Here is a 25,286-nt window from a genome sequence, read left to right as displayed (position 1 = left end):
ACGTCCTAGTAAACTACTATACAATCACATACAACACACAGGAATGTGAAATACCCTCGCCAGCTTCACACATTTTGCACAATTTTACTTTAATTTGTAACATAATTTTTATATATTTCGTTGAATACTAAAAATATACCACTTTAATTGACCCCTGATTTGAACTCGCAGTTACCAATATCTGCATCCATGGCCCAGAGCAAGTTGGCGGCCGTCCGAAACTTATATAACAGTTACGCGGCAAAGCTTTTGGGGTATATTCATGAGGTGGTACAAGATAAACAGGTAGCAGAACAATACCTGCAAGCTGTTTTTAATGATGTTCCAAACGAGATTGAGGAACTTTCAAAAACCGGCGTAAATGCACTTTGTCGCCTGCAGATCATGGCACGACAAAAGCTGGTTGTTTTTTTTAAAACCTTTGATAATGAAACAGACCGGCAGGCCTGGCAAAATATGTCAAGGATTAACAACAAACATATAGCATTGATGACATCACTGCAACAGCAGGTTTTTCTTGGTGTTTATTATCAATGTAAAACAACATCAAATATTGCCAAAGAGCTCAATAATTCGGAAGAGCAAATAAGAAAAACGTTAAAAGAGTGTTTTATCATTATCAGAACCAGGGGAAACAATGAAAGAGTACATTGATAGTGGCATACTTGAAGTTTTTGTAATGGGCGCGGCTACCGACGAGGAAGTGAGAGAGCTGATGTACATGAAGACGAAATACCCTGAAGTAGATGAAGCTCTTAAACAATTGGAAATAGATATGGAGAGAATTGCCGGCAATATGGCCATTGCTCCTCCTCCGGGAATTTGGGATAAGATTGACAATGAAATTGATGACCTCATTCGCCGGGACACCTACACAGCGCAGCCTGTAAAATTCCGGACAGATCATGGACATAATGGCTATGAAAGAACAGTTCAGCCAGATCAGTTCATCTCCATTGAATCTGAATCAAACCACATGCGCCTGCATAAATCATGGCGCTGGGTATTTGCCGCTGTGTTTGTATTAGGAAAGATTTTCTTAGGTTTCGCGATATATTTTTACCTCGAAAACCGTCAAACTCAACAACAATTGCAGGAATTAAAAACCGAGATCAGGGAGTTGAAAAAGAAATAGAGACCAGAGATTAGAATTCCGTCCCTTTGTTTAAATATTGAAGGCATCCATAAGGGTGCCTTTTTTATTACCTATTAACGCTAACTTTAACTTATGGAAAACGATTATATAACCAGCGTAAAAAAGCAGTTCGCCTATTACAAATCACTGGGCGAAAAAACGTTTGAACAACTTACCGACGAGCAATTGAGTTGGCAGTACAACCCTGAATCGAACAGTATTGCCATGATCGTGAACCACCTGTCGGGCAACATGGTTTCCCGTTGGACGGATATTTTCACCACCGACGGAGAAAAACCAACCCGTAACCGCGAGGCCGAATTTGCCACCGGTACACCTACCCGTGGCGTTATTTTAGATACATGGAACCGGGGCTGGAAATGCCTTTTTGATACACTCGACGCGCTAACTGTTAATGATCTTGACAGGATCATCTATATCCGTAACCAGGGGCATACCGTTATAGAAGCCATTAACCGCCAATTGGCGCACTACCCCTACCACGTTGGTCAGATCGTTTTTTTAGGGAAGATGCTCTGCAATGAAAACTGGCGCTCGTTATCAATACCCAGGGGCCAATCTGAAAATTATAATGCCGATAAATTTGCCCAGGAAAAACGGAAAGTGCATTTTACGGATGAAAAGTAACAGCTAAAAATTGTCATTTCGAAACGAGGAACGAGTGAGAAATCTTATACGCCTTGCAAATCCACCATGCAAACTTTAAACATAGCGTATAAGATTTCTCCTCCCCCCTCCCAACTTCCCTACACGGTTCGTCGAAATGACAGGGCTTAAAAAATAATTACCATAAAACACAAAAGGCATTCCCTCGCGGAATACCTTTGCTCAATTGATCGGTTTAGGTTAAAAGCCTCGTCAATTTATCATCAGTACGGTTAGCTCGTGAAACCAGATGCTATCGCAGCCGCTAATCCCCGAACCTCCAACCTCTGATGTCTTTAAATAAGGTTTAGGTATAAAGAACGCTTTATCTTGATTTGAAGATGGCTACTAAGCGCCAATCTCCAACTTCTGATTTCTCTTCAACAAAAGGTTTAGGATTTGAAATTATATGTACTCTCCCTCAAAAATCTCTAATCACAAACCTTCGCCATGATGCATAATTTGTAAGGATTACATAACCCAGTTACAATTTTTATGCAGACGGATATTTCAATTATTCGCCTTTAGCGTTGGCGTCGCCTTTGCCCTGGTTTTCGATCTGCAGTTTTTTTAGCATTTCGGTGCCTATAAGGGCATCAATCATACCGCCACTACCGCCGTCTTTACCACTTACCAATATTTCAGGTACCAACCTGATGCCCGCAGCGGCCAAAGCTTCGGCCACACGCACTATAGCATATTGTTCGGTACCCATGGCTTCGGTTTTTTGTTTAGTAACCTCTGCTTCGGATAAACCTATGGCTTTGATCTTAGCGCCCTCGGCCAAACCGTTAACCTCTGTAGCGTTAGCATCAGCCTTGGCGTTCACAGTTTTAGCTTCGGCATCAGCCTTGGCTATGGTGATCCTTACTTCGGCATCGGCTTTAGCGTTGATGGTTTTAGCTTCGGCCTCACCTTTCGAGGCGGCAACCCTTGAAGCGGCCATCTGGGTATTGATCTCAACCTGGCGGGTTGATTTTACTACCTCGGGCTGCATATCGGCACCGGCACGGGCACTTTCAAATTCCTTACGTTCAATTTGCGCATGGCGCTGTATCTCGTAAGTAACCTTTTCCTCTTCGGCCAACTTACGGTCGGTAAGGGTTTTCATCAGCGCTGCCGGAGGTACAATATCACCTATCAGGGTATCTACGCCAATTACATTATAGGTTTCCAACACGCGGCCAATGTGTTCGCGGGCATCTGTTTGCCTTTGGATACGATTGGCCAGGAAGCCGATCACATCACTTTTTTGGGCCGAGTTACGGAAGTAGTTGGCAATAGTTGGTTCCAATACCTGCGATACCAGGTTTTTCATTTTACCAAACCTTGCAATCACTTTTGGTGCTTCGTTACGTGGCACGTGAATAATTTGTGACACATCAAGGTTGAAGGTAAAACCATCACTTGACCTTACTGTAATAGTACACAGGTTTTTATCTAACTCGTGCGATTCGGTACGGCTATCGGCCCAGTTCAATACGATATTGGTTGTTGGCACAATCTCAACAGCATGGGTATAAATGTTGACCGGGTGCTTACCAGGGTCGAGCGGCTCATCCCAAACACCTTTTTCGTTGCGTTTAACAATATTACCGTGCTTAAAGTTATCACCACTGGTATCCTTGCCTTCCGGCCCTACGAACGAGTTCACGACGCCCACATAACCGATAGGTATATAGATCATATCTACCTGCTCAACACTCACAAACCAAGGGTTAAGGTAATAGGTACCGGCCAGTATCACATCCTCCTGCAAACCTTTACGGCCACCGGCATTAATGAAAGCTATAGGATCCTGGTAGTTTTTATGCCCATGTACCGATTCGCCGGCTATTTCACCTTTATTCAGCGGCTCACCGTCGAGGGTAGTAATAATACCCACTTTGTTTTCATGGATCTGGGTAATAGGCACCATCTCGATTTCAAATAAAAAGGCATTGATACGATAGCTACCCGGGGTAAGAAAAGCTGCCTGCGGACCTTTCTGACCTTTATTATCCAAAAAGGCAATGGCATCCTGAAACTTATCGCATTCAACCGGTTTGCCCAATACACGGCCGGTATCAAATGACGCACCGTCCTTAGCTTTTACCAGGCCCAGTTTGCCTTGCTCAATGATGGTAAAAGGTTGCATTACTATGGTATACTGCCATGGCCACATCTTCCAGTAAAGGCCCGGAGCAAGCGCTTTGGCCTGCATACCGGCTTCCCCTTGTGTAGCAATGATACGGCCATCTGGCAATCGGCTGTTACCTGTTAAGGCAAACTTTTTGATCACCAGGCCAATACGGTCATCAGGAACGATGACCATGCCGCAAAATACGCGCAAAACAAATTTGTACATCAGCAATAACACTATGACAGGTATAACCCACCACAGACTAACAATTAGATTGTCCATTTTTTTAAAGATTGTTTTTGATTTTTTTAACGGAACCCTTAAGGTGCGGGCCCTCACAATACTTATAGCTTACCTGGAAGAGTACCTTGGCTATATAGTGTCATTAAGACAGTTGCAATTATGCTTTGTTACGAAAAAAATTAAAAATATTTTACGTGGCACGTCAAATCCATGTAATTAATTGATACACAGAAAGTAAATTTTAGATCAATTTTTATAAAAACATTTAACAACAGGCGTAGTTAAACCAATACAGATTGTTTAATATAAACTTAACTATAAAGCCATGAACACCGCTGATGACATCAAAAAAGAAGGTAGCAAGGCAGGTACTACTAAAACCGGGGCACAAAAATCAAAAGAGCTTAAAACCGAAGGCCCATTAAGTGAAAAAGATGAAGTGAAACAAGCCGAAGAACGCGCAAGAAAAAGAGTTAAGAATAAATAGTATAAAGTTGATAGTTCTGAGTCAGGAGTCACAAGTGCGGTTTTTCACTTCCTGATATAGGAACCATGTGGCTTTTGAAATAGTAAATTTCAATCTCACTCTCTTGGTTTATGCTTCCAATTTTAAAAGCAATTGTATAGTTTTATCCAAACATTTTATGTTATGATAAAACAAGGCTTTTTATTGTTTGCAGCCGTGATGCTGTTTCTGACATCATGCAAACCAACAGTTTCAGTTACTACGCTTACCGGCAAATGGAAGTATGTAAAAATTGAACATCCAAATGCCAGTCCGCCGGATACTGTGAAAAAAGCCGAGTTAGATGAAGCTGTGCCTTATATTCAGTTCACCCCCGAGATGAAGTTCCTGATAGTTTGGGGTGGCAAATTTCTCTCGCACGGAACGTTTACCCTTGATGGCAGTAACATGAACGTAACCGAGAAACTGCCCGATGGAAAAACCCGCAACTTTGTTTTTACCATATCTGAGTTAACCGAAAACAAAATAATATTTGAAAGCACCGGCCCCGAAGGATCAAAAGTTACAGCGTTAAGAGCAAGCAAGTTTTAAGCGAAATCAGGAAATCAACATACATGGCGTAAATTCTGCATGCAGGCCACAAGGCACAGCCTTGCGGCAGCGTTTGCAAGTAATTTTTAATTCATGTGTATCCTGTAATCAGGAAAATCAAGGTTCTTATTCTTAATGCGCCACCATAACATCGCTGCTGGCTTCAACCTTGTGTTTGATGAACCGTTTGCCTATAAACACAATTAAAAGCGCCAATATTGATGAGCTAACCATAACAGCCGCCATTGGCAGCGAGCTATGTTGTTTTATCACCGAGATACCAATAGATGACAGCGCTCCCACGGCCATCTGCGATGCGCCTAATATCGCGGAAGCCGAACCTGCATTTTTTGTAAACGGAGCGAGGGATAATGCGGAAGTATTTGGCGCAGCGATGCCTATACAGCATAATACGCCGAATATCATAGCGATAGTGCCAGCTATTCCAAACCAGTGATTTAATGAGCCTATAAAAAACACGGCTGAAATTATTACCATAAAAATCAAAGCTGCGCCGATCATTTGTTCGCTTTTGTATTTCTTGATTAACACGCTGTTTAACTGGCTTGAGCCGATAAAACCAACCGAAAGCCCGGCAAAGATCCACCCGAACTGGGTTTCACTTACTTTAAAACCTTCAATAAATACAATTGGCGATGCCGAGACGTAGGCAAATAGCCCCGCAAATGCGAACGCGCCGCCTATGGCATACGTTACAAACTGCGCATCTTTTAAAACTGTTATAAAGTGACCAATTATAGGTCCCGGTTTTAAAGAATACGACGGATCGGGCTGGTAGCTTTCAGGCAGCCAGAATATCACGGCCAGCAGTATCAGTACCGCTATAATGGTTAACACCAGGAAGATGATCTGCCATTCAAACGCCGCGGTAATATAACTACCCACAGTAGGCGCAAGCATTGGCGATGCACCAAGCACCAGTATCAGCAATGAAAATACCTTGGCATTGTCTTCAACCGGGAACAGATCGCGTACCATAGCCATGGCCGCTACCGTTGCCGCGCAACTGCCTATCGCCTGGAAAAAACGCAGCACGATAAGCATCTCCAGCGATGTAGAAAAGAAACACCCCATCGACGATACAATATAAAGCCCAAGCCCCCAATACAGGGGATTTTTGCGGCCAAACCTGTCAAGCAGGGGGCCGTAAAGCAGCTGCCCTACTGCAATGCCAATGAAATAGCTCGATAATGACAATGCTACTTCGTCGGTAGTTGTATGCAGGTATTTGGCAATGGCTTTGAAACCCGGCAGGTACATATCGATAGAAAAAGGCCCAAGGGCTGTGAGCGACCCTAATATCAGGATCAGCACAGTATATTTTTGTTTGGTCATGCGTGTTTGGTTCATGGTTGATGGTTCATAGATCATAGTCCATGAATCATCGCAATATTAGATTATAGTTTGTAGTGATTTTTAACGTTCAGGCAGTCGTTCATAGGTTTCTCTCTATGAACTATGATCCACGAACTAAAGCCGCTAAAATGCCTCGCCTAAATTAAGACTTATTGACGAGAAGTTTTTACTTACTCCGTAATCAAGGCTAATATTGGTACCTGCTTTTTTATTAAACTTAAAACGCAAGCCTGTACCACCGGCAGGGTGCCAATATACAAATGCATGGTTTTCAGGCTCAGTAACCGAGTTTACATTTGCAAATACAACAAACCCAAGCAAGCCGTTACGGGTAATATCCCGCCTGTACTCCGTTTCAAAATAAACAAGCCTGTCGCCCCGGTAACGGCTTTGCGGGAATCCCCTGCCCGACCGCTGATAAGGCTCCCATCCAAGACTGGGCAGGTTCAGATATGGCGTGCGGGGCGTAAGGGTTGTCCAGAAAAAAGCCCAGAAAGCCAGTACATTTTTGGGGCCGGAGTTGGTTAACTGCAGGTACTTGCGCATATCAACGTATAACGATCTCCAGTCGGTATGGCTACCAAAAGCTTTGGCGTTAACACGGTAAACTACATTGGCATAAGCCCCCGGTAATGGATTGATAGAGTTTCTGCGCGAATCATATAGCAAATTGAGTGTAATGCCCGACGAAAAAGCATCCTGATCAGCAGCTGTGCCATATTTATAGCCGGTAAACTTTCGCAAATTCTGATCGCCGTTACTTTCAATATCTATATAATAGTCAAGATTATAGCCTAAACCAGCATAGAAATAAGGCTTGATCTGTTTCAAAACACTTTGATAAAAGCGGAAATAATTATAGTTCACTAAAAATTTATCTTCCACTCCCTGCTTACCGCCCAAGCCCCAGGTATATTGCGGGTAAACCATCAGCCGCGTATCACCCTGAATATTCCACTCATTATTATTGAGCCAGATATTTGAGCGGATAGGTAAGCCATATCGGCCTTTTAAATTAAAATAAGGGGTGAAAGTAAAACTTGATAAATTGGTAGTAGCAGCATCGCCAAGGTAAAAACCTGCCGTTGTTGAGGTAAACAGCGCCTTGCCACCGCTGCGTCCATCTGTTGTTGAGGTAGGGAAAACAGAAAAGTAGATCTTTTTTCTTTCGGTGGTTTGCTGCCGGGGCTTAATTTTAAAAAGCGAGCGCACAATATCAATTACATCCCGCTGCGGTACTGTATCTTTTTTAGTACTAATAACGGTATCTGTAACCGTCTCCTGCGCCAGCAACATAGCCGGAATTAAGCATAAAACAATTACAAATAATCCTTTCCCCATCGTATTACTAAACCTGCTGTTTGATCGTTAATAATGTTAATAACGGATAAAACATCCCAATCGCTTCAATTTAGCTAAATTTTAATTTAAATAAAAAGGCCTGTAACTATTAAAAATTACAGGCCTTTTTTACAAGCAGTTAAATTAATGGTAAGTTGTAGTTTTAGTTACCGTTGTTTTGGTTGTGGTATAATGGTGGTGAGGATGTGCCCTGCGCCACGCAATGCGGGCGGCACGTTGCCTTTTTTCCTCGCGCCTGCGGGCTTCATTACCAATAATGTAACCGCCACCGGCACCAAGCGCGCCACCAACCAAAGCGCCACCGGCACTATGTGTAATTAGTCCACCTGCAATGGCACCGCCGGCACCGCCAATAATAGCACCCTTACCTTGTTTGCTGATCCCTTTTTTTTGAGTTGTTTGTGCACCGGCATTAATACTGATAGTTAGCATCAGGCCAATTAAAAAGCACATATATATCATTAACTTTTTCATTGTGGTATGTATTTAATAAGCGTTAACAAATACACTTATGCAAATAGCAGGCCGTTATTGAAAATAGCTGTTTAAAAATCCAACAAACTGATGGTTAGCTGACAAAGATTATTTCAGAAAATCCACCACCGCTTTTGAAAAATCCGCAGTACGACTGGCGCTGTTATGATCCCCGGGAACGTGGACCAGTTTTGAGCCTGGGATGAGCTTATTAAGGGCAACCTCGTCGCCATTATCATGATCTTCGGTTCCGTCAATCAGCAGCACCGGAATTTTAACTTTAGCCAATTCCTGTTTACTGGTAGATGGTTGCCATTTTTGTTGATAGGCCAAAGCGAGTTCATCGAAAGGATTACTGCGGATGTATTTGATCATCCCATCAACATCATGAAAGCTGGTATCTCCCATTAACGCCTTATAGGCATGAATCCTTCGCGGCCATTCGGGATTAGTATAGGCATCGCCCATGCCACCCATTACGGCCTTTTTTACGCGCCTATCCAGTACAAATACCCGCGAAGTAATGATAGACCCACGTGAGTATCCAACTATATCATATTGCTTCAAACCCAGACTGGTGGCCAGGCCCATAATGTCTTTAGCTTCGGCATCATTGGCATAACCGGCATCGGTGTGCGGTTTATCTGAGTGCCCATTACCACGTTGATCCAATATAATCACTTTGTAGCCTGCTGTCAACAGATCATTGTATAGCTGTCCTTTTTTCCAGCCTTCACCTGTCCCCGAAAAGCCATGTACCAATATTACCGGGAAACCATCGCCCTTTACCTCGTAATAGATCTTAACGCCATCAAACGAGTTATAGTAGCTGCCGGATGCAGCAACCTGCTGTGCCCTAACAAAGTTGCCCATGATCAGCATCAAAATAAAGAGGTATAAACCTGCCGATGACTTTTTCATAACAAGTACAGTTTTTATTTAACAAACAGATTAATGATCATGACGCCTGCAAGCCCAATAACAGAAACAAGTGATTCCATTACCGACCAGGATTTGATAGTATCTTTAATACTCAAATTAAAATACTCTTTAAATAACCAAAACCCAGAATCATTTACGTGCGAGAATGCCAGGCTACCTGCGCCAATAGATAACACCATTAAATTAGGATTAACATGGTTTTGTAAAACCAACGGCGCTACAATACCGGCAGCCGTTAAGCCGGCCACTGTAGCCGAACCCAGGCTAATACGGATAATTGCAGCTATTACCCAGCCAAGCAGCAAGGGAGGTAAATTGAGCGCTTCCAATTGCGATGCTATCTGGCTGCTTACGCCACTGGCAGTTAAAACTTCTTTAAACGCGCCCGAGCCGGCTATGATCAATAATATCAGCGCCACATCTTTTACAGCGTCGGTAAAGCTGCCTGCAAGCTGCCCCATGCTTTTGCCCTGTTTTACACCTAAGGTATAAGTAGCTACCAAAAGGGCTATAAGCATAACAATTGAAGGATCGCCGAGGAAAGTAACGACTTTTGATATATCCGGGTCTTTAATGTTGAGGTATGGGAAGAATGCCGTAAGCATCAGAAGTAAAACCGGTAGCAGAGCGGTAAAAAAACTGTTAAACGCCCCGGGAAGCTTTTCGGCAGGTAATTCCTCGGCCCTGAAGGTGGCCAGCGGCTCTGACGGAATTTTTTTAAGAAACTGGGCAAACACCGGACCAGCCAATAAAATGGCCGGAATTGCAATCGCTAGGCCGTAAATAAAGGTAGTTGCCATATTAGCATGGAACAACGCCACTAACGCCGATGGCGAAGGGTGCGGGGGCAAAAAACCATGAGTTACGGATAATGAGGCCAGCATGGGTAAGCCGATATATACTGCGGGCAATTTGTATTTGTAAACTACCGAAAATATGAGCGGGACCATAAGCACAAAGCCAATGCCGTAAAATAGCGGGATACCTATAATAAACCCGGCAACTACCAGCGCCCATTGAATATATTTTTCGCCTACGGCATGAACAAGCACCCCGGCTATTTTTTGCGCAGCCCCGCTTACTGCAACAAGTTTCCCAAGCATGGCGCCCAGGCAAATAATGATAAGCAATTGCCCCATAATATCGCCCATGCCTTTCTGTACAGATGCGGTTACTTTATTAATAGGGATACCCAGCAATAAACCTGCAATTATTGATACAATCAGGAACGCGATAAAGGGGTTTACCTTAATAAGGCTCACCAGCAAAACCAATAGGATGATACAAAAAAGGATAGTTAACAATACCATTAAGTTATATATTAGGTTAGGGCTTTACACCACAACATGCTGTTCTGGTGCCAACTAAAGTAATAACAAAATTTGGGTTTAAGATTTTAAATGGTAAATGCTTTTAACTATAGCGATATTAGCTGTAATACTGGTACTTTTTAGTCATTATTCACCTAAAAATCAAACAATAGGATAAGAACCACAACATGTTTTTATTGGCTTCATATAATTATATAAAAAATAGTTTTAATTTTGCATTAAAGTTTTATCCGATTAAGATTTAAGCCCAAACCACTATTTACAGAATTCTGTATTTTTAACGAGCATACTTTAATACCTTTTCGGCATTCATTTCTTTAATTTTTATTATGGTAAAGCGTATTTTAGTATTGGATGATAATCAGGACATCCTTGATATTGTTCATGAAACCCTTACTTACGAGCAGTTTGAAGTTAAAAGTACATCTATAAGTACCGATGTACTTCCCTTGCTTGAAAGTTTTGAGCCTGATTTGGTTATTCTGGACTATCGGGTCGCCGGCACAAACGGCGGCGAAATTTGCCGTAACATTAAAGTTCATCCCCGGTTTGGCAATACTCCGGTAATTATCTTTTCGGCTTATGTTAGTAACGATAGCGAGTTAATTAGCTATGGTTGTGACGCCATAATCAATAAACCTTTTGACCTGGCCGAACTTGTCGAGAAAGTTAATAACCTGCTTTAATGCCAGGGGCAATTTCTCAATTTTAGGCATCAGATCGATTTATTCTCTTCTTTGCGTTAATAATTTTTAACTTTTATTATCTGCCTTCTCAACCTGTTTCTCAGGTGTAATTATAAAAAAATTAAAAAAAAGAGAAAAAAGAACCTACGGTTGTAAATAAGACTCTATTTCCGACTATTATTTAAGCTTTTATCAATATTTCACCAAGCCGATTAAAATATTGACAATTATCTTAACTTTGATATATAAGTTAATATTAAACAATTAGTTAAATACAATAACCCCTGATTGTATTATGGTACTATCGATAAATGAACAAGAAAAAACGGAACTAAAAAAGGCTCCGGTATGCCCAAGATGTAAGTCAGAACTCGACAACCGGGTTCCGAGAGGATTTCTTGTTAAAAATCTGCTGTTTTTCCTTCCTTTAAAAAGATATATGTGCTACAGATGTCAGCGCAAACGGTATGTATTGAGATAGTTAGTTTAATAAATTTCAAAAAAAGAAACTTTTACCTACTTAAAAGTATTTTTCTATATTTTCCTACACTCTAATAATACGGATATTGTATTTTGCATCCGTCTTATTTAAAGTTTGTGGAAGAAAGCGAAGTTACCTCGAGAAAAAGATACTACTGTTCAAAGTGCGGACAACCTTATCATTTCCAGATGAAAAGGAGTTGGTTTTTGAAAAATGTGTTATTTTTTATACCAGTCAGGAAATATTTTTGTGCCAAATGCAAAAAGTCAGCACACATTTTCATAAACAAAAGCTAATCTATAAATTCCCCTTCACGCCTCTTCGGGCTCGTCTTTTCAAAAGAAAAAGGCGTTTGCCTGCGCATGACCAATTATTCTGTTTTTTTTGACACCGACCTTATTTGTGTACAATAAACTGTATAGTCGCTTTTACTCCTGGGAGGATGCTATACTTATAAAGTGCGTAAAATATCCGTAATAAAATTTCAAGCTATTAATAAATAACGCTTGGTATAAAATTTGCTTACAAATAATTGTTAGTTATTGAAAAGACGCAATATCTTACTGAAGATCAAACTTTTTTGCTGAACCATTTTTTATTTTTACTTATGCGACGGATATTAGCGGTGGACGACGATAAAGATATTTTAGAGATAATAAAATATATACTGGAAGATTCAGGTTACGAGGTTGAGACCTTGACTGAAGGTAAAAGCTTGTTTGACCGTATAAAACAGCACGAACCCGATTTAATTTTGCTTGATATTATGCTTGGCAATTTAGATGGGCGCGAACTTTGCAAAACCCTTAAAAACCAGCAGGAAACTAAAAATATACCCGTTATATTAATCTCGGCCAGCCATAACCCGGGCATACTTACCCAAGCCGGATCACCTGATGACTTTATAGCCAAGCCCTTTGATATTGACGTGTTGCTAAGCGCAGTAAGCCGACAATTAAAAAGCGCCGCCTGATATATTATTATAAAAAAACGGGGCAGGCAAATACTCGCCCACCCCGTCAAATCAAAACAAAAACTAAAAACTACACATTTATATTAAATGCCGTTTCCCGTTTAGCGCGATTACGCAGCTTAAAGAAAATGACAAGGTTTAGGAAATGCATACCACCCAATATTAAAATTATCCACCCCACTTTATAGCTTAGTACCTCAACTACAACCTGCATACTGCCTATAGCGCTATATTCTTTAAGCGCCAGGCTCATGTAGCCTATGTTTATCAGATAAAAGCCAACTACCAGCAGCTTATTGACAGAATCGGCCAATTCGTTGTTGCCGTGAAAAATATCCACCAAAAATATCCGGCCATTTTTAAACAGCACCCGGGCAACCCATACTGTTAATGCAATGCTTACCAACAGGTAAATCACATAAGTTAAAATAAAGTAGTTCATGACATTTTAAGATTTATTTATTATTAAAAATTTAGAATTTTCAGTAAAAATTGAAATTATTACTGAAAAAAAATTTATTTAAACACTTTCAGTATCGAACCAAAAAACCAGTTCTCTTCAGCTTTCAGCATAGTATCTAATGTTTTGTTCACGTTGTTTGCCAGCTTGTTGATATCAGTAACCGTTGTTTTAAAGGTTTTATAAGCCGGATCTTTTGCATCACCTTCAACTGCTCCTAACTGATCAAGTATTTTAATAATAGGTGTAAGCTCACGTTTTTTACGCTCTTCTGCTACACGGCGGGCAATAGTCCACACATCTTTCTCGGCATAAAAAAACTCTTTACGCTCACCTGTTTTGTGTTGCTTTTCAACCAGTCCCCAGTCAATCAAATCACGCAGGGTCATATTGGCATTTCCGCGTGAAATACTTAGCTCAGCCATTACCTCTTCCGTAGTCAAAGCTTCCGGCGAAATCATCAGCAAGGCGTGCACCTGGGCCATCGTGCGGTTTATCCCCCACTCTGATCCCAGCTTACCCCAGGCTTCAATAAACTTCAGCTTTGCCTCTGCCAATTCCATTCACAAATATAGATAAGTTTTTAAACTTTCAAAAAAAAATGAAAATAAAGGCTAAAGGCTAAAGGCTAAAGGCTAAAGGCTAAAGGCTAAAGGCTAAAGGCTAAAGGCTAAAGTTGAACGAACTAATACAATTCAGGTTTCAGAACATTATCAACAACGATCTACTCTTTCGTCTCATATCTCTAATCTCACATCTAAAATCTAATTCCTCAACCATCCATCTATCTTCCTGTTCCACTCCTGTTGATAATATTGGTTTGTGCCATGGGTGGTTTCTGCGTCATATTGATCCTGCAATTGGTTCATCTCCCGGTACGAGTCGAGGTATTGTACATTAATATAACCATCATAATTACCAACCGGGAGTTTCATATCCATAAGTGCCTGTTTAAAATGCTGTGCAACCACCTTTACAATATCAAAATGTCGCTGCTCGTGATTCAGCGCGTAACTGGTTCGGCCTTCCGGCTTCACCCAGGCGGCACTTTTAGGTAAAAATACACGCATACTTATCCGCACAACAACCACAGATTTTACTACCTCTACTTGCTCGGTGTAACCAAAACTGGGCAGAACCTCAGCAATATACTTTTCACTTCGCGGTTTGTCCTTAAAGTCATCCCAGGTCAGCGGCCGGTTTGCTGAATAATAAATAGTATCACCTTCCGGCCGTTCCGAATAGTCACTGAAGATTAGTCTTACTGCTTTAGCAAGTTTAATATTAGTATCGGCTTCACGATTCATCCATTTATTAAAAAACTCAAGACCGGCTTCCAGCGAGCGGCTTATCAGTTGACCGGTATCGTACTGCTGCGCTGCATTACGATAATAGGTTGTGGCGGCGGGATAATCAATCAAATGCACATTTCCCTCATCCTTTTTCAATTCAAACCATAACTGTATTTCCAGCCGCCCTTCTACACGGCCATCTGCCATAACAGTTTCGTTAAGCCTCAATTTTTTAACGCGGATAACAACCGGGCGCAAAGTTTTATTAGCGGGAATGGCATAATCAGTAAATTGCTTAATAGCAGCAGCGGCCCCATCCCGAAAATCAACCTTATATTTTTGAGTCGATGAATTGCCAGTAGTGGGCAATAGCCAGGCAACAGTATTTCGGTCGGGCCTGTCATCAATAACATTAGCTACATAAAACTCCGTTACTTTTTCATTTAAAGCCCTGTTTGTTAAAACAATTTCGGCGTTTATTTTTTGTGCATTTGAATTTAACGGACAAAACACAAGCATGTATAAAATCACCGGCAACCACAGTCCCGCCCTGTTAAAAACGCTATTCATAATTAATAAAAACAAAAGATGGGGAACCTTACCCCTAAGGTACTATAATGCTCAAAACACAAATAAATTGCACCGTTTAACGCTTAATCATTACCTTTGATTATCCGCTGCCGGTGCCACGGCAATACTCAACAATTTTAAAGTTTTCCACACGGATATTATCTTTAGTATTACCTTCGTTAAAAGAAGTGTTATCCACAATTGTTAATTTCTAATGTGAAAAGCCTCTTTTTGCTTTAGCTATTTTCGCACTATCGTTAGTACGCGCTTTATGATCAAAACAAGATACATCACCCTGCTCATTCCCGTATTTTTAGTTTCAACAGCACGAGCCCAGCAAAATCCTTCCACTCAAATCTACCGCACTTATCATGCGGCTTTGGATCTGATGGACAAAGGAAAATTTTCTTCGGCTGCCGAACAATTCCGCCTGGTTGAAGCTTACAAAATTAAAACAAGTACCCAACCTCAGTTTGAAACCGAGCTATCACTCACCAAAGAAAACTGCCAGTATTACGAAGCCTATTGTGCCCTTAATCTGGGTAATGATGATGCCGAAAGCATGTTCCTGAGGTTTATAAAAGAACATCCCGAAAACCCGCTTACTAAACAGGCTTTTTTCCAGATAGGTAAATCATACTTTAAACAAGGTAAGTATGAAGATGCTATCAGGTGGTTTAATAAGGTTGAAGCAGGTGAGCTTAACGGACATGACAATACCGAGTATAAATTCCGTAAAGGCTACGCTTACTTTGAGTTAAAAGACTACAAAAACGCCCAGCTACTTTTTGGCGAAGTTAAAAATAAGCGCACCGAATTTACCGAAGATGCTACTTACTACTTTGCCTATATCGCTTACCTGAATAAGGATTACCACCTTGCCCTGGTAAACTTTGAAAAGCTTAAAAACTCTAAAAAATACGAAAACAGCTATCCTTATTATATTTCGGCCGTTTACTTTTTAGATAAACGATATGACGATGTGATCAACTACGCGGTGCCTATCGTGAACAGCACACATCAGCAAAACGAAACTGAAATGCTGCGCATCATAGCTGCATCATACTTTGCCAAGGCCGATTATGATAACGCGGTTAAATACTATGGCCGCTTTGAAGATCGCGACCAGGGCCGTACCCAAAACACGCAGGACAGCTACCAGATGGGTTACACCTATTTTAAAGTAGGTAACTATGCCAAGGCAGCCAGCGAACTGGAAAAACTGGTTGAGCAGCATGACGTTTACAGCCAAAGCGGTAACTATACATTGGGCGATGTGTTCCTGAAAATGAACAATAAACAAAGTGCGCGTAACGCTTTCCTTAATGCATCAAAATTGGATTATGACAAGCAATTACAGGAAGATGCGCTTTATGAATACGCCAAATTATCATACGAGCTTGACTTTAACCTGCAGGCCTTAGGTGCTACAAGGTTATACCTGGCTACCTATCCGCGCTCAAAACGTATTGACGAGGTTAAGGTATTATTAGGTGAAGAGTTATTGAACTCGCGCAGCTATAAAGAAGCGGTGGAGATCCTGGAGCCTATCCCCAACAAAAACCAGAGCGCCCGTTTAGCGTATCAGAAAGTTACTTATTACCGCGGTCTGGAATTTTATAATGAGCGCGCTTTTGAAAACGCGATAGGTATTTTCCTGCGTTCGTTAAAAGATCCGGTTGATAGCAAAACCGAAGCGTTAACTAATTACTGGATGGCGGAGGCTATGTTCGAAGTTCGTAAATACGGGGAATCTGTTGAAACCTTTGAGAAGTTCCTGAGCATGCCTGAAGCTAAAGAAACAGATGTATCTAACTATGCAAACTATGCATTAGCTTACGCTGCCTTTGGCGACGAACAGTATAAAAAAGCAGCTACTTATTTTGAGAAGTTTTTACAGGGTGATGTAAAAGACGCGAACACCCAAAACGACGCCATCACCCGCCTGGCCGATAGCTACTTTGTAATGAAGAGCTATGGTAATGCCATGACCTATTACAACCGTATTATAGCCATGCACAACCAGGGCGAAGATTACGCGTTGTTTCAGCGTGGTATGATCCAGGGTTTACAGGGCTCGTTAGATACCAAAATCAGTACTTTAAATGATGTATTGAACAAATTCCCTAACTCTGATTATGCCGATGACGCGTCGTTCGAGATTGCTTACACTTACTTCCTGAAAACTGACGGAGAGAAAGCTAAGACAGATCTGCAGGCCATGATCCAGAAATACCCTAACAGCAGCTATGTGCCACGTGCATTGGTTACTATTGGTTTGATTGATTATAACGCCGGCAATGATGATCTGGCTGTTGAGTCATTTAAAAAAGTAGTTCAGGATTATTCATCAACCGATGAAGCAAAACAATCTTTAAAACAGATAGAAAAGATCTATACCGATAAAGGCGATGCCCAAACGTTTATTAACTATGCAGGCACTACTCCTATCGGTAACTATACCACATCTGATCAGGAAAGCATCATGATCACTGCAGCCAATAACCTTTACCTTAAAGGCGACTGGCAAGGTACTGTAAGCGCCGTTAATGCTTACTTTGATAAATTCCCGGGCAAACAGATCTACGAAAAACAAGCCCGTTTTATCCGTGCGCAAGGTTTAGCCGCATTAGGTCGCACAGACGAGGCTGTTGTTGATTACAACGTGATCCTGAACGACTGGACCAGCGCTTACAGTGAAAAAGCGTTGATCAGCATGGCTAAACTATACATGCAGCAAAAGAAATATAACGAAGCCGTTGTGTTCCTGAAACGTTTGGAAACCAATGCCGAATACAAGGCCGACTACACCTTCGCCATCACCAACCTGATGTATTGTTACTCGGAAATGTTGATGACCGACGATGCTATAAAATATGCCGAACTGGTTAAAACCAACGACAAAACATCGCAGGAGGATAAATTTAAAACCGGACTTTATGAAGGTAAAGCTTACCTGGCAACCGGCGATACCGCCATTGCTGTTAAGCAATTTACTTATACCGCTACAAACACTAAAACTGTTGCCGCTGCCGAAGCCCGTTATAACCTTGCCCTTATTGAATATGAAAAAGGCCGGTACAAAACAGCGCAAAAAATGTGTTTTGACCTGGCTAAAGAAATGCCAAACTATGATTACTGGGTTGCCAAAACATACATTTTGTTATCAGACACCTATGTGGGCTTAAAAGATAGCTTCCAGGCAAAAGCAACCTTGCAAAGTATCATTGATAACTATAAAGCCGATGACGACATATTACCTACTGCTAAAGAAAAACTGGATAAACTGAGTGGCCGCAAAACCAAGGCACCTGCTGCAAGTACAAAAGAAACTACCCAGCCAGATACAACTAACAAACAGTAACAAAGAGTAATATAAAAAAAGACAAGCAATGAACTCAAGATACACATATACGCTGCTTACCTTAATAATAGCATTATACTTTGTTCCTGCTCAGGCACAAACAAAGAAACCCGCGAAGAAAGCAACTGTAAAAACCGCTACTAAGAAACCGGCTGCCAAACCAGCGCCTAAAAAGGCCGCTCCCAAACCGGTAACAAAAAAAGCTACAGATAGCAAAGGCTTAGGTGATGCTGCTGCAAAAGCCGCGGCAGATACAACCAAAAAAGGTGGTGGCAATAACGCTAATAACGCTGCCAATGGTGGTAGCTTATCAGAAGAGATTGTAGTAACTACAGCATATAAACCGGTACTGGCCGATGCAGTAAAAATCCGTCGTAATCCCGATCTGGAAGATAAAGTGCCGTTTAAAGCGCCATTAACCTATGCCCCGCTTGATAAACGCCAGGAGCAAAATTCCGAAATCAGGCAGTTGGATCCAATGAAAAGACCGGCTGAGCAGGATTCGATCTTAACCAACAACTATGCTAAAGTTGGTTTCGGAAACCTGAAAAGCATTTATGGCGAAGGTTACTTTGCAAACGGTCGTGACGAGGCTTTACAATTTGGCGGTTTTATCAAGCACCTGTCGCAGTCAGGTTCGTTGCAAAAACAAACCCAGAGCCGCGATGACATTGGTGTATTTGGTAAAAGCATTATTGGCGATAACAACATTTCAGGTCGTATCAACTACAACCGTTTAGGCACCTATTTTTACGGTTATAACCAGGATGCTCCTGACAATAATTTTGTGCCAACCAAACAGCATTTCAACACCATTAGTGGTGAGGTTGAACTGGCAAAAAACTATAAAGACGTTGAAAATGATTTCACCTATGCCGTAAAACTAAAAGGCTATGCTTTCAGCAATGCTTACAACGCACGTGAAAACAATATCGTGATCTCAGGCTTCCTGAACCAAACTGTTAAACAATTTTACGCCGGCTTAAGTGGATCATTAGATTTAGCCACTCAGAAAGATAGCCTGTACAACCTTGGTAACAATATAGCAAGGATTAACCCTTACATCAAATTCCAGGGCGATAACTATAAGATAGATGCAGGTGTTAACATTGTTAAAGAATTTGGCGATTTTGGTAAATTTTACATTTTCCCCGCTGCTAAATTAGAAGTACAGGTAATCCCTAAATATGTACGCCTGTTTGTTGAAGCCAAAGGCGATGTAAACCGTTCTTCATTGCATGATTTTGCCATGATCAACCCATTCCTTGGCCAAAACATCAACATCAAAAACTCAGTTGATCAGCTGGATATCAGCGCCGGTTTAAAAGGCACCCTTGCTCCGGGCTTAAGCTTTAAAGCTGCCGTTTATCGCAACAGCATTAAAAACATGCCTTTAATGGTGAGTAATTTCTTAGCCGAAGGCAACAAATTCACGGTTATTTATGACGATGGAAAAGCCCGTGTAAACGGCTTTAACGGCGAACTGGATTTTAAAGCAACCGACGACTTTAATATTTTCGGCCGTGTTGAAATAAAAGATTATCAACTGGCATCAGAAAACGAACCATGGAACCTGCCTAAATTTTTATTAACCGCGGGTACTTCAATACATATCGACAGCAAACTGACCGTTAGCGGTTCATTACTTATCCGCGGTTCAACTACCGACAGGTTATCGGTAATAGTACCAGGTACTGCGCCGGGTACCCCTATGGCTTACAGCCAGGTTAAACAACCAATTAAGGGCTTTGGCGACCTAAGCGGCAGTGTTGAATACAGAATCAATAGCAGGTTTTCGGTATTTGCACAGGCTAATAATATCCTGAGCAGTTCGTACCAAAATTGGTTGTACTACCCTAACTACGGATTTAATATATTTGGCGGTGTAGGCTACGCGTTTTAAGCCCTGTTTGATGTTTTAAAATTTAGCGTATTTTTACCGGATGGATATAGCCAATTATTTAAGCGAACTACTTGGCCGGTACACTGAAGTGAGTGTACCCGGCCTGGGCTGCTTTTCGCGGCTCCGTGTAAATGGCTACTATGATAATGCCCAGGCAACATTGCACCCTCCCGGTCATAAACTGCATTTTGATCAGCAGCAAAAAGACGATGAAATACTGACGCGATATATTGCCGAAAAGAAAAAGATCTCTCTTGCGTCGTCTAAATATTTCACCGAAAAATATATTAACAGCCTGAAGCAAGAACTGGCCCTGCGCGAAGTACCTTTTGCCGAACTGGGTTGGTTTTATTTACAGGATGGCAAAATAGCCTTCAGGGCGCAGGAACAGGGTATCGATCCTTTATTTTTTGGTTTACCAGCAATTCAAATCAACAAGGTAAACTATGTACCGCCACCACCACCGCCGCCACCTTTACCTTCTGCAATACCATTACAGCAAACTTTTACACCGCCGCCGGTAAGCACAATTTCGCTTGCTAATGAGGCGGAATATGTTGCCGATGAACCGGAAGTTAAACGCAGCTCAAACATCTGGATTATTGTTGCTTTGGTAATAATTGCCCTTGCTGCTGCGGTATTTGGTGTTTATAAATATAACCCGGCATTATTACACCTTAATGATCGGGATACAACTGAACAACCAAAAGTTGAAACGCCTAAAGCAGCTCCTGTAGTTAAACAAGACAGCACAAAAAAGGACTCAACTCCTACAACCGCGGATACGACCAAGGCAATTTCCAAACCTGTTGAAGCGTTAAATAAACCAACCGCCAATGCTGATACTGTTGCAAAAACTGAATACGCTATTTTTTTAGGATCATTTAAAACGGAAACTAAAAGCGAAGAGGCTGTTAAAGACTATAAAAGAAAAGGCATTGATGCCCGCATATTGAAAGGCCCAGGCACCGGTCCGCGTATTAAAATAATCATCGGAGGATTTGCATCATCTGATGAAGCTGAAACCGCGAGAAAAAAACTCATATCACAAGGAAAAATAACTAAAGACACATACTCAAAACAAATTACTGACACTACGAAATGACTTTATTATTAATACAGCAACTTACAGATACCGCCAAACATCTGGCAGACACCGCAAATCACGCCGTAACAACTGCAGCAGCACCTGTCGAAGAACTTCGTTTTGGCGACTTACTGATCAAAGGCGGTTGGGTAATGATCCCGATAGGTATTTTAGCTGTATTGGGCCTGGTAATATTTTTTGAGCGTTACTTTACTATCCGTAAGGCATCCCGCGACGAATCAAACCTGATGGTACAAGTCCGTTCAAGTATCCATTCAGGCAACCTTGAATCGGCAATTGCTATTTGCCGTAACAACAACACCCCACTTGGCCGTATGTTACAAAAAGGGTTATTGCGTATCGGTCGCCCAATAAAAGATATTGAAGGCGCTATCGAAAACGTTGGTAAACTGGAAGTATCCAAGCTGGAAAAAAACATTGGTATTTTAGGTATCGTAGCCGGTATCGCACCGATGTTCGGGTTCCTGGGTACTATTGCCGGTGTAATCAAGATCTTTTATGATATCTCAAAAACCGATAACATCAGTATGGGTGTAATTTCTGGCGGTTTATATGTAAAAATGGTAACATCTGCAGCCGGTTTATTTGTAGGTATCGTAGCTTATGTTTGCTACCACGTTTTAAATATGATGGTTGATAAAGTGATCCTGAAACTGGAAACCGATGCCATTGAATTTATTGACTTGTTAGAGGAGCCGAGCAAATGAATTTAAGGAAACGACACAGGGGCGCATCGGCAGAGGTACATACATCGGCAATGAACGATATTATGTTCTTCCTGCTGCTGTTTTTCCTCATAGCATCAACAGTTACCAACCCTAACGTTATTAAGCTGGTATTGCCTAAATCGTCAACCGGGCAATCAGTATCTAAAAAAACGATAACGGTATCGGTAACCAAGGACCTGAAATACTACGTAGATAAAAAAGAGATCCCGGTAGATGCCCTGCAAACTACACTGGCAGGCTATAAAAACCTGGCTACCGAACTTACTATCGTTCTATATGTTGATAAAACTGTAGCCATACAGGATGTAGTACAGGTAATGGACGTAGCACAAAAATTGAATATTAAACTGGTTTTGGCAACAGAGCCTAAGGGATAACAGTGGCAGTTTCGGTTTAAGATTTGCAGTAGCTTATTGCAGTAAGTTACTGTAATTGTTTAAGCAAACTGCCACTTATTATAAAAGTAGCAGCTGTTATGTAGTAGCAGTTGCAGTAGTAAGCAGCAGTTGCAGTTTGAAGTAGCAGCCTCCTTTGTGGTCTTATAACCTTTCCAACTGCCGCTATAAACTGCCACTGTTACTAAAAAAAACTGCTAATTAAAAATTGCACTAATTTAAAAATGGAGTACAGGGAAGAAAATAACTATCCGAAAGCATTTATAGCAACAGGCATTATCATGGCTGTGCTAATAGCGGCATGTTATTTTATTGTGTTTAAAAATCCACCGGTTGAAGAAAATGGTACGGGCGGTATCCTTGTGAATTATGGTACGGTTGACGAAGGTATGGGCGATGATTATATGAGCACCGAAGAACCTTCTGTAGCCGAAAAAGCCAATCATACCAAGCCAGATAAGGTTACCGAATCAAAACCTACCGAAGAAAAACCTACTCCCGAAAGCAGCGAAAAAACAGTAGTTACACAAAATAATGAGGATGCGCCGGAAGTAGCCGCACCTACAAAAAAACCAAGCCAGAACGTAGCCCCTACGCCTCCGGTGAAAACGCCGCCTGCCAAACCTACAGTTAACCAAAACGCCCTGTACAAAGGCAAAGCCTCGACCGGTACAGGCGAAGGTGATGGTACTGGCAAAACTCCGGGTAACCAGGGTAAAACCACGGGTACTACGCTCACCAATAACTATAATGGTACGGGCTCGGGCAATGGTGGCAGCCTAAACATGGCGCAACGTAACTTCGTAAGCCGCCCTTCTGTAAGTGACGATAACCGGCAAAGTGGTAAAATTGTAGTTGATATCGAAGTTGATAAAGATGGCAATGTAACCAAAGCTACTGCTGGAGGTAAAGGCACTACTATATCTGATTACGCCTTGTTTAAAAAATGTGAGGATGCAGTACGTAACTCTAAACTCAACCCGCTTGATAACGCTCCAGATATACAGAGGGGTAGCGTTGTTTTTGTGTTCAAAGTAAATTAATTCGGTACTAGCAAATTGATCATAGTTCATGGTTTATAGCACCGTCGAAATAATATTACAATTACCCGTTGTCTTTTACTAAGCTTCAGTGCTATTTTTGCCTGATCAAGTAGTGGTTCAAACCATGAACCATGAATCATCACCCATGAACTACGAACAAACCATCCAATACCTCTACACCCAGCTCCCCATGTTTACACGTGATGGGGCTTCGGCATTTAAAAAAGACCTTACCAATACGCTTGAACTTTGCAGGCGGTTGGATAATCCTCAGCATAAATTTAAAAGCGTACATGTAGGCGGCACCAATGGTAAAGGTTCAACATCACATATGCTGGCTGCCATTTTGCAAACCGCAGGCTATAAAACCGGGCTTTATACTTCTCCGCATCTTAAAGATTTTCGTGAGCGTATCCGTGTTAACGGTCAAATGATCAGCGAGCAAACAGTTATTGACTTTGTTGAGGATCATAAAACCGATTTTGAAGAAATAGCCCCCTCCTTTTTTGAAATGACCGTAGCACTTGCCTTTGACGTGTTTGCAAAGGAAAAAGTGGATATAGCCATCATTGAAGTTGGTTTAGGCGGCAGATTAGATTCAACCAATGTGATCACCCCGCTCCTGTCGGTAATTACCAATATCGGATGGGACCACATGAATATGCTGGGTAATACACTCCCGCTGATAGCTGGCGAAAAAGCGGGCATAATTAAACCGGGCATTCCTGTTATTATAGGCGAGAAACAAGAAGAAGTAGCCAAGGTTTTCACTGATAAAGCGGGCGAAACTAATAGCAAAATCCGATTTGCATCAGAACAATGGATTACAGAAAAAGTGAAAGGTGAAAGGCAAAAGGCGAAAGATAACGCCGAATTATTGGAGCTCCACATCCAAAGTAAAAACTCCGAACTCAAGACTTACGACTTAGCACTTGACCTCCCCGGCACTTATCAGCTTAAAAATATAAAAACGGTTTTATCTGCAATTGATGAGCTACGTGAGCAAGGTTTCACTATTGCCGACGATGATATACAAACAGCACTAAAACAGGTTAAAACCCTTACAGGCTTACATGGCCGCTGGGAAACCTTAAGTCATAACCCACTTACCATTTGTGATACCGGGCATAACCCGGACGGTATTGAGGAAGTCATGAAAAATATCGCATCTGTTAAATACAACCACCTGCACATGGTTATTGGGATGGTGAACGATAAAGACATCGGGAAAGTATTGCCGATGTTTCCAAAAGATGCAACCTACTATTTCTGCAAACCGGACATCCCCCGCGGCCTGGATGCTGAAACCATGAAAACCCAAGCGCAGGATTATGGCTTAATCGGCGAAGCCTACCCATCTGTAAAAGAGGCACTGCTATCAGCACAAAAAAATGCCGGTAGTGATGATCTGGTATTTATCGGGGGAAGCACTTTTGTGGTGGCGGAGGTGGTGTAGTCTGAACTCGAATTCATCGAATTAAAGAATTTATTGAATTTTGATAGAAAACATTATTATTCTGTCTATTCAATAAATTCTTTAAAATTACGGCTCAGATAAAAACTGTCAAAAATAC

23 protein-coding genes are annotated in these 25,286 nt (G+C 41.6%); 14 read left to right on the top strand and 9 right to left on the bottom strand.

All coding sequences use genetic code 11. From position 1 onward, the window contains the following. Window positions 1-159 precede the first annotated feature (159 nt). The 3 genes from DUL71_RS03545 to DUL71_RS03535 all read left to right on the top strand — a co-directional run bounded on the left by DUL71_RS03545 (window position 160) and on the right by DUL71_RS03535 (window position 1,783). Entirely contained in the window at window positions 160-654 is a 495-nt protein-coding gene (locus DUL71_RS03545; protein WP_161964364.1) for an RNA polymerase sigma factor, read from the top strand. Beyond that, window positions 638-1,135: a hypothetical protein gene (locus DUL71_RS03540; RefSeq protein WP_114936756.1), complete on the top strand. Its 498-nt coding sequence runs from the start codon at window positions 638-640 to the stop codon at window positions 1,133-1,135. Before DUL71_RS03545 ends, DUL71_RS03540 begins: the two co-directional genes overlap by 17 nt. A 93-nt stretch (window positions 1,136-1,228) precedes the next feature. Next, on the top strand, window positions 1,229-1,783 hold the full coding sequence (locus DUL71_RS03535) for a DUF1572 family protein (RefSeq protein ID WP_114936755.1): 555 nt from the start codon (window positions 1,229-1,231) through the stop codon (window positions 1,781-1,783). A gap of 532 nt (window positions 1,784-2,315) precedes the next feature. Here the strand turns inward: DUL71_RS03535 and DUL71_RS03530 are convergent. After that, window positions 2,316-4,205 carry an SPFH domain-containing protein gene (locus tag DUL71_RS03530; protein WP_114936754.1) on the bottom strand — a complete coding sequence of 630 codons (1,890 nt, stop codon included), beginning with the start codon at window positions 4,203-4,205 and terminating at the stop codon, window positions 2,316-2,318. 286 nt (window positions 4,206-4,491) lie between these two features. Between DUL71_RS03530 and DUL71_RS31860 the strand changes: the two genes are divergently transcribed. Beyond that, window positions 4,492-4,653, top strand: coding sequence for a hypothetical protein (locus DUL71_RS31860; RefSeq protein ID WP_154402310.1), 162 nt, complete (start codon window positions 4,492-4,494; stop codon window positions 4,651-4,653). A gap of 162 nt (window positions 4,654-4,815) precedes the next feature. After that, entirely contained in the window at window positions 4,816-5,223 is a 408-nt protein-coding gene (locus DUL71_RS03525) for a hypothetical protein (protein ID WP_114936753.1), read from the top strand. Window positions 5,224-5,355: 132 nt separating this feature from the next. Here the strand turns inward: DUL71_RS03525 and DUL71_RS03520 are convergent, their stop codons facing one another. The 5 genes from DUL71_RS03520 to DUL71_RS03500 all read right to left on the bottom strand — a co-directional run bounded on the left by DUL71_RS03520 (window position 5,356) and on the right by DUL71_RS03500 (window position 10,688). Continuing rightward, entirely contained in the window at window positions 5,356-6,615 is a 1,260-nt protein-coding gene (locus DUL71_RS03520; RefSeq protein WP_244228692.1) for a multidrug effflux MFS transporter, read from the bottom strand. A 108-nt stretch (window positions 6,616-6,723) separates the two neighbouring features. Continuing rightward, on the bottom strand, window positions 6,724-7,941 hold the full coding sequence (locus DUL71_RS03515) for a BamA/TamA family outer membrane protein (RefSeq protein ID WP_114936752.1): 1,218 nt from the start codon (window positions 7,939-7,941) through the stop codon (window positions 6,724-6,726). A 144-nt stretch (window positions 7,942-8,085) separates the two neighbouring features. Further along, the gene (locus DUL71_RS03510; RefSeq protein ID WP_114936751.1) at window positions 8,086-8,436 is read right to left on the bottom strand and encodes a hypothetical protein; all 351 of its coding nucleotides are present in this window, start codon (window positions 8,434-8,436) and stop codon (window positions 8,086-8,088) included. A gap of 108 nt (window positions 8,437-8,544) precedes the next feature. After that, complete coding sequence (locus DUL71_RS03505; RefSeq protein WP_114936750.1) at window positions 8,545-9,357, bottom strand: alpha/beta fold hydrolase; 813 nt, start codon at window positions 9,355-9,357, stop codon at window positions 8,545-8,547. A gap of 14 nt (window positions 9,358-9,371) precedes the next feature. Further along, window positions 9,372-10,688, bottom strand: a complete 1,317-nt coding sequence (locus DUL71_RS03500; RefSeq protein ID WP_114936749.1) for a GntT/GntP/DsdX family permease — start codon at window positions 10,686-10,688, stop codon at window positions 9,372-9,374. Window positions 10,689-11,038: 350 nt separating this feature from the next. Between DUL71_RS03500 and DUL71_RS03495 the strand changes: the two genes are divergently transcribed. Then, the gene (locus DUL71_RS03495) at window positions 11,039-11,395 is read left to right on the top strand and encodes a response regulator (RefSeq protein ID WP_112567852.1); all 357 of its coding nucleotides are present in this window, start codon (window positions 11,039-11,041) and stop codon (window positions 11,393-11,395) included. Window positions 11,396-12,483: 1,088 nt separating this feature from the next. Then, window positions 12,484-12,849, top strand: coding sequence for a response regulator (locus DUL71_RS03490; protein WP_114937461.1), 366 nt, complete (start codon window positions 12,484-12,486; stop codon window positions 12,847-12,849). A gap of 70 nt (window positions 12,850-12,919) precedes the next feature. Here DUL71_RS03490 and DUL71_RS03485 read toward each other — a convergent pair whose 3' ends face one another. The 3 genes from DUL71_RS03485 to DUL71_RS03475 form a co-directional block, all read right to left on the bottom strand. Further along, complete coding sequence (locus DUL71_RS03485; protein WP_114936748.1) at window positions 12,920-13,291, bottom strand: hypothetical protein; 372 nt, start codon at window positions 13,289-13,291, stop codon at window positions 12,920-12,922. Window positions 13,292-13,365: 74 nt separating this feature from the next. After that, complete coding sequence (locus DUL71_RS03480; protein WP_112567846.1) at window positions 13,366-13,872, bottom strand: GbsR/MarR family transcriptional regulator; 507 nt, start codon at window positions 13,870-13,872, stop codon at window positions 13,366-13,368. A gap of 201 nt (window positions 13,873-14,073) precedes the next feature. Further along, on the bottom strand, window positions 14,074-15,171 hold the full coding sequence (locus tag DUL71_RS03475) for a DUF922 domain-containing protein (RefSeq protein WP_154402309.1): 1,098 nt from the start codon (window positions 15,169-15,171) through the stop codon (window positions 14,074-14,076). 271 nt (window positions 15,172-15,442) lie between these two features. On the opposite strand from DUL71_RS03475, the gene DUL71_RS03470 reads away from it, so the two are divergent. The 7 genes from DUL71_RS03470 (at window position 15,443) to DUL71_RS03440 (ending at window position 25,168) form a co-directional block, all read left to right on the top strand. After that, window positions 15,443-18,535 carry a tetratricopeptide repeat protein gene (locus DUL71_RS03470; protein ID WP_112567842.1) on the top strand — a complete coding sequence of 1,031 codons (3,093 nt, stop codon included), beginning with the start codon at window positions 15,443-15,445 and terminating at the stop codon, window positions 18,533-18,535. Between the two features lie 28 nt (window positions 18,536-18,563). Then, window positions 18,564-20,438 carry a porin family protein gene (locus DUL71_RS03465; protein WP_114936746.1) on the top strand — a complete coding sequence of 625 codons (1,875 nt, stop codon included), beginning with the start codon at window positions 18,564-18,566 and terminating at the stop codon, window positions 20,436-20,438. A gap of 40 nt (window positions 20,439-20,478) precedes the next feature. Continuing rightward, a complete protein-coding gene (locus DUL71_RS03460; RefSeq protein ID WP_114936745.1) occupies window positions 20,479-21,543 on the top strand; it encodes an SPOR domain-containing protein in 1,065 nt (354 codons plus the stop codon). Continuing rightward, on the top strand, window positions 21,540-22,253 hold the full coding sequence (locus DUL71_RS03455; protein ID WP_112567836.1) for a MotA/TolQ/ExbB proton channel family protein: 714 nt from the start codon (window positions 21,540-21,542) through the stop codon (window positions 22,251-22,253). Before DUL71_RS03460 ends, DUL71_RS03455 begins: the two co-directional genes overlap by 4 nt. Continuing rightward, window positions 22,250-22,651: an ExbD/TolR family protein gene (locus DUL71_RS03450; protein WP_091219820.1), complete on the top strand. Its 402-nt coding sequence runs from the start codon at window positions 22,250-22,252 to the stop codon at window positions 22,649-22,651. The genes DUL71_RS03455 and DUL71_RS03450 overlap by 4 nt, the downstream gene beginning before the upstream one ends. A gap of 242 nt (window positions 22,652-22,893) precedes the next feature. Further along, window positions 22,894-23,712 carry an energy transducer TonB gene (locus tag DUL71_RS03445; protein ID WP_114936744.1) on the top strand — a complete coding sequence of 273 codons (819 nt, stop codon included), beginning with the start codon at window positions 22,894-22,896 and terminating at the stop codon, window positions 23,710-23,712. A 145-nt stretch (window positions 23,713-23,857) separates the two neighbouring features. After that, on the top strand, window positions 23,858-25,168 hold the full coding sequence (locus DUL71_RS03440) for a bifunctional folylpolyglutamate synthase/dihydrofolate synthase (RefSeq protein WP_114937460.1): 1,311 nt from the start codon (window positions 23,858-23,860) through the stop codon (window positions 25,166-25,168). The last annotated feature ends 118 nt before the right edge of the window (window positions 25,169-25,286 follow it).

The sequence above is a fragment of the Mucilaginibacter endophyticus genome, from assembly GCF_003351025.1.
GTDB lineage: Bacteria > Bacteroidota > Bacteroidia > Sphingobacteriales > Sphingobacteriaceae > Mucilaginibacter > Mucilaginibacter endophyticus.
The sequence above is the reverse complement of the archived record's forward strand: the minus strand, read 5'-3'. Positions and strand labels throughout refer to the sequence as shown.